Annotated in this window: 2 tRNA genes and 3 rRNA genes; all 5 read right to left on the reverse strand. The window is 49.7% G+C overall.

The window, feature by feature from the left end:
• Positions 1-15: 15 nt before the first annotated feature.
• A 5S ribosomal RNA gene (gene rrf / locus McpAg1_RS09415) occupies positions 16-137 on the reverse strand.
• 7 nt (positions 138-144) lie between these two features.
• A tRNA-Cys gene (locus McpAg1_RS09420) sits at positions 145-216 on the reverse strand.
• A gap of 199 nt (positions 217-415) precedes the next feature.
• Positions 416-3,337: ribosomal RNA gene (locus McpAg1_RS09425) — 23S ribosomal RNA — on the reverse strand.
• 331 nt (positions 3,338-3,668) lie between these two features.
• Positions 3,669-3,741: transfer RNA gene (locus McpAg1_RS09430), tRNA-Ala, on the reverse strand.
• Positions 3,742-3,912: 171 nt separating this feature from the next.
• Positions 3,913-5,379: ribosomal RNA gene (locus McpAg1_RS09435) — 16S ribosomal RNA — on the reverse strand.
• Together the 16S, 23S and 5S rRNA genes with 2 tRNA genes alongside form the textbook arrangement of a ribosomal RNA operon.
• Positions 5,380-5,709: the final 330 nt, after the last annotated feature.

Consider the following 5,709-nt stretch of genomic DNA (forward strand, 5'->3'; position numbering starts at 1 on the left):
TCAATCAAAAGGAAGGGGGTGCAGCGTTGAATAGTTCCCGAGAACTCGCGTATCTCAGTACAGTATCCGACGTAAGAGAGCTTAACTGCCGGGTTCGGAATGGGTCCGGGTGGAACCTCTCTGCTATGGCCGCATAATCCCCCAAGCCAAGTTCCCGATTTGAACGGGAGTGTAGCTGCTCTGCAGGCAGCCGCGTGGCCACTCCGCCAACTTGGCACAGTAACTAATTTTGGCATACAATGTATGCAGTTACCGTTTATATAGGTTAGTATAAGTTTTGCATTTGGATAACGTCTGGGCACAGCGAAACCTTGTGTCGTAGAACAGTTACAGCGAGGACACCTTTTGTTTTTAAGGAGAAGTCCATCTGCCACTGCCAATCCGAATTGAACGAAAATCATTTGCAGACATACAAGGAAACTTGGATTTGAGCATTAGTATTTGCGGACTGAACACGTCGTTGCCTTCGTGCTTACATCCCAAACCTATCAACCCGGTCTTTTACCGGTGCTCTGTAACGAAATCTCTTTTCAAGCGAAGTTTCAAACTTAGATGCTTTCAGTTTTTATCTCGTGCCACGTAGCTGCTCGGCACTGCCTTATCAGACAACCGATACACCAGAGGTGACGAATGAAAGTTCCTCTCGTACTATTTCATTCTTGCTCTCAGATTTCGAACACTCCCATCAGATAGTAACCGACCTGTCTCACGACGGTCTGAACCCAGCTCACGATCCCCTTTAATAGGCGAACAACCTCACCCTTGGCTGCTGCTGCACAGCCAGGATGGAAAGAACCGACATCGAGGTAGCAAGCCGCCGGGTCGATATGTGCTCTTGCCGGCGACGACTCTGTTATCCCCAGGGTAGCTTTTCTGTAGTCAATAGCCCTCACCAAAAAGGCGTATTGGTTCGTTAGACCCGTGTTTCCACTCGTGATTTCTTGCTGTGCGAAATCACGTCAAGCCAACTTATGCTCTTGACACTCTCCTGTGAGTTGCTGACTCACATGAGTTGACCATAGGGCACCCTTGATATGTTTTCGAGGGTGTGGCGCCCCACCCAAACTGCCTACCTACCGATGTCCTCGTAATGAATACGAGTGAGAATTACAGCAGAACAAGGATGGTGTCTCAACGTTGGCTCCACTCATACCGGAATATGAGCATTAACACCTACCATCTACGCTGCGCATGTAATACCGTAATTCAACGACAGGCTGCAGTAAAGCTCCATGGGGTCTTCACTTCCCGATGGGAGTCCCTTGCCTCTGCACAAGGATAAAAGGTTCAACGGATTTGCGGTAGGGACAGTAGAGCCCTTATTGATCCATTCATGCAAGTCGCCAATTAAGCGACAAGGTACTACGCTACCTTAAGAGGGTCATAGTTACCCCCGCCGTTTACGGGTCCTTCGTCCGATTGTACTCAGTGTTCAGATACCCGCACTGGGCAGGATTCACAGACTATACTAGTCCTTACGGAGTTGCAGTCTGCTATGTTGTTGTTAGACAGTTAGAGCTCCCTGGTCACTGCGACCTGCCTCATCGCGAGGCAGGCACCCCTTATTCCGAAGGTACGGGGCCATTTTGCCGAGTTCCCTTACCACAAATAATTCCGACACGCCTGAGTCTTTTCAACTAGGGGCACCTGTGTCGGTTCTCGGTACGGTCAATGCGTTACCTTTTCACGGGCACCAGGTATGAACATACTTACGCCATCACGATTTCACTCAATTCTCACCATTACGGTACTCCAAGAGTTTATACGATTGGACGGAACGATGGTTCCGCTATATATAACCCGATGCGTCAGTATTATCAACGCATGGTACAGGAATATTAACCTGTTTCCCTGTTGCTGCATTCAAGTTATGATGCAGCTTAGGACCGACTAACCCTCGGCTGACGAACATTGCCGAGGAAACCTAGCCCCTTCGGCGGAATGGATTCTCACCATTCTTTGCTTCTACTACTGCCAAAATTCTCATTCCTATACGGTCCACAGGAACTTACGACCCTGCTTCAGCCCATACAGGACGCCTCTCTACTCGATCACGTTCAAAAACGTGCGCCATGGTATCTGCAGTAGGCTTGAGCCCCGTCCATTTTCTGCGCCCTAAATCTTGACTGGTAAGCTGTTACGCACTTTTTAAAGGATAGCTGCTTCTGAGCTCACCTTCCAGTTGTCTTTGACCTAGGACTTCATTCAGTGTTGACACTTAGCCTACATTGGGGGGCATTAACCATGGTCTGGGTTGTCTCCCTTACGGACTACAAGCTTACCCCGTAGCCCGGACTGCCCGACGTCTACGATGATAGGGAGTTTGGAGTTTTACAAGGAAGCGAGGAATTTCTTCCCCGGGATTCCCGATAGGTGCTCTACCTCACTATCGATCTCGGTCGAGGTCATGCTTAGACATGTTTCGAGAGGAACCAGCTGACACCCGGTTCGATGAATCTTTCACTCCTATACCCAAGTCACGCGAATGATTTGCATATCAATACCGCATGCGGTCCTCCACGCACCTTTCGGCACGCTTCAACCTGCTCAGGCATAGATCACCAGGTTTCAGGTCGGATCCCATTGACTCCACGCACTATTGGTACGCCGATCCATGCTTGCGCTACGATCGTGTCGCTTTCGCTGCGGCTGCCCTTGACGGTTAACCTCGCCAATGGAATACACTCTTTGGCCCGTTCTTCAAAACGTAAGTTGCGACATCGGCAACTCGTCTCATACTACCGCCTCGCGACGGGTTCTTTCGACGAGAAGATCCTTTCACGCCGCAACACACGATCACCAGTTAGTTTCAGGCACTTTTCAGTTCCTTTTTAGGGATGCTTTTCAGTTTTCGCTCACGCTACTAATTCGCTATCGGTTTTGAGGAGTATTTAGTCTTGGAGGTTAGGTGACCCCCTTGTTCACGCGGGAATTCCAACCCACGCTACTCAGGTCTCTTCTAAGCTGATAATGCGACCACGTACGGGGCTGTCACCCTCTGAGGCGGACCGTTCCAGGTCACTTTCATTAGACATTATCATGCTACATTGAAGGCCATACACTACATGTCCCTTGCGGGATTCAGTTTAGACTGTTACGGGTTCGATCGCCTCTACTAACGTAATCTCAATTGATTTCTCTTCCTCCCCCTACTGAGATGTTTCACTTCGGGGGGTTCCCCATCCTGACGGATTTACTCTTGCGAGTATGGAGGTCCTATTAGGGGATCCCCGGATCACAGACTCCTTGCGTCTTCCCGGGGCATTTCGCTGCTTGGCACGCCCTTCATCAGCTCTCAAACCAAACCATCCACTAACTGGCATAAGAACCAGGTTTCTGTTCTCGATTGATTTAACAATCGAGGGTATGTCTTTGATGTTTCGTTGTTTACGAATTGGATTTTATTTGTGGTAAATGGATTTTCTTTTATAACCAGGGTCCTTTGCTGTTCTCTTAAGTGTATTTTTTGCCTTACCGACAAATGTTTACGCTTTCGATTTTTCTACGAAAGGTTTCCGCTGATACCCATTTAACGTCCAAATGCAAAACCTATACACGATCTCAAAGAGTCGGTGACTCTCGATCCTTCCCCGGTAACTCGCGTTTCCGGGTGCATTGCAACCGCAACCGATTAGACGAAATTAATTCGCTAATTAGCGGCTGCGGAGTGGACGCGTGGGGATTTGAACCCCAGGCCTCGGCGTTGCAAACGCCGCGCTCTTCCAGCTGAGCTACGCGCCCCTCACACTGATATGTTTGATGAACTTTTGGTCAAAGGTTCATTTTGCTGCTGTTCATTCAGCACGCACGTGTGAGTGCATATTGAGTGTTGGTACTGTGGTGATTGTACGGTTCATTGAAACGACCGCTATATGCGATTCCGTTTAACGTCTTACATGGTTTTGGATCATTAGGAGGTGATCCAGCCGCAGATTCCCCTACGGCTACCTTGTTACGACTTAACCCTCCTCACGAAACCTAGATTCGACCCCGGCAAAGACCAGGGTCTCATCCAAACCTCACTAGGATGGTTTGACGGGCGGTGTGTGCAAGGAGCAGGGACGTATTCACCGCGCTATAGTGAAACGCGATTACTACAGATTCCAGATTCATGCGGGTGAGTTGCAACCCGCAATCCTAACTAAGGGTGGGGTTAGGAGATTGACGTCACCTTTCGGTGTTGTTACCCATTGTCCCATCCATTGTAGCCCGCGTGTAGCCCGGATAATTCGGGGCATGCTGACCTACCGTTGCCCATTCCTTCCTCCCCTTTAGCAGAGGCGGTCCCAACAATGTCCCCAGCCATCCGGAGATGCTGCTGGCAATTGTTGGCGTGGGTCTCGCTCGTTGCCTGACTTAACAGGATGCTTCACAGTACGAACTGACGACGGCCATGCACCTCCTCTCAGCTAGTCATGTAAAACCTTCAGATTGACAATCATTCAGCTGTCTTATCCGGTGAGATGTCCGGCGTTGAATCCAATTAAACCGCAGGCTCCACCTGTTGTGGTGCTCCCCCGCCAATTCCTTTAAGTTTCAGCCTTGCGACCGTACTTCCCAGGTGGTGCGTTTCACGATTTCTCTTCGGCGCATCAGTTACGCGTGGTAACCGACACACCTAACGCACATTGTTTACGGCTGGGACTACCGGGGTATCTAATCCCGTTTGCTCCCCCAGCTTTCGTCCCTCACTGTCGAAGCTGTTCTGGTAAGCTGCCTTCGCCATAGGTCGTCCCTCGAGGATTACAAGATTTCACTCCTACCCCCGAAGTACGGCTTACCTCTCCCAGTTCCTAGATTGCCGGTATCTCTTAGACGCCTTGTGGTTAAGCCAAAAGATTTCCCAAGAGACCTAACAATCAAGCTACGGACGCTTTAAACCCAGTAATAGTGGCCATCACTCGAGCAGCCGGTATTACCGCGGCGGCTGGCACCGGTCTTGCCCTGCCCTTTCTTCACATACGATTTAGATATATGAACAGCCTGCATCTACAGGCACTCAGGGTTTCCTTATCACGATTGCTCGCATTGTAAAGTTTGCGCGCCTGCTGCGCCCCGTAGGGCCTGGATTCATGTCTCAGAATCCATCTCCGGGATCTTGCTCCCACAACCCGTACCGATAATAGGCTTGGTGGGCCGTTACCCCACCAACTACCTAATCGGACGCAGTCTCATCCTTGGGCGATAAATCTTTCGAGAATGCAGTGTTCCAACAAGCATTCACTATGGGACATTAGCCCCAGTTTCCCGGGAGTATTTCCCACCCAAGGGCAGATTAACCACGTGTTACTGAGCAGTATGCCGAGGTCCGAAACCTCTCGACTCGCATGGCTTAGTCAAACCCTGATAGCAATGGCCTCTGGCAGGATCAACCAGAATTAATTTTTAGTACATTATACACACATGTTTTGTTAACGACTCAACAAAACCAGGCGTAAAACGTTAAAGGAATCAGCGGTCATTTCAATGAATGTCCGCATCGCCACAATACCAACGTCAGAACAAACTACCGCACGTGCATCGCACGTCGGTTCGCGTTTCGTTCTCCACTTAAACAGCCTTATTACATACGCATGAAGCGTATTTATACTCTTCGAGACTGCACGAGATGTGAACTTTTGAGGGTTCGCCATCTCAGCGCAGGTCGCGCTGTTTGCGAGGTAACATCATACGTTCTGAGAAGATATAAACCCTCCGAACTGCTGGATG

This window comes from Methanorbis furvi (assembly GCF_032714615.1).
Lineage (GTDB): Archaea > Halobacteriota > Methanomicrobia > Methanomicrobiales > Methanocorpusculaceae > Methanocorpusculum > Methanocorpusculum furvi.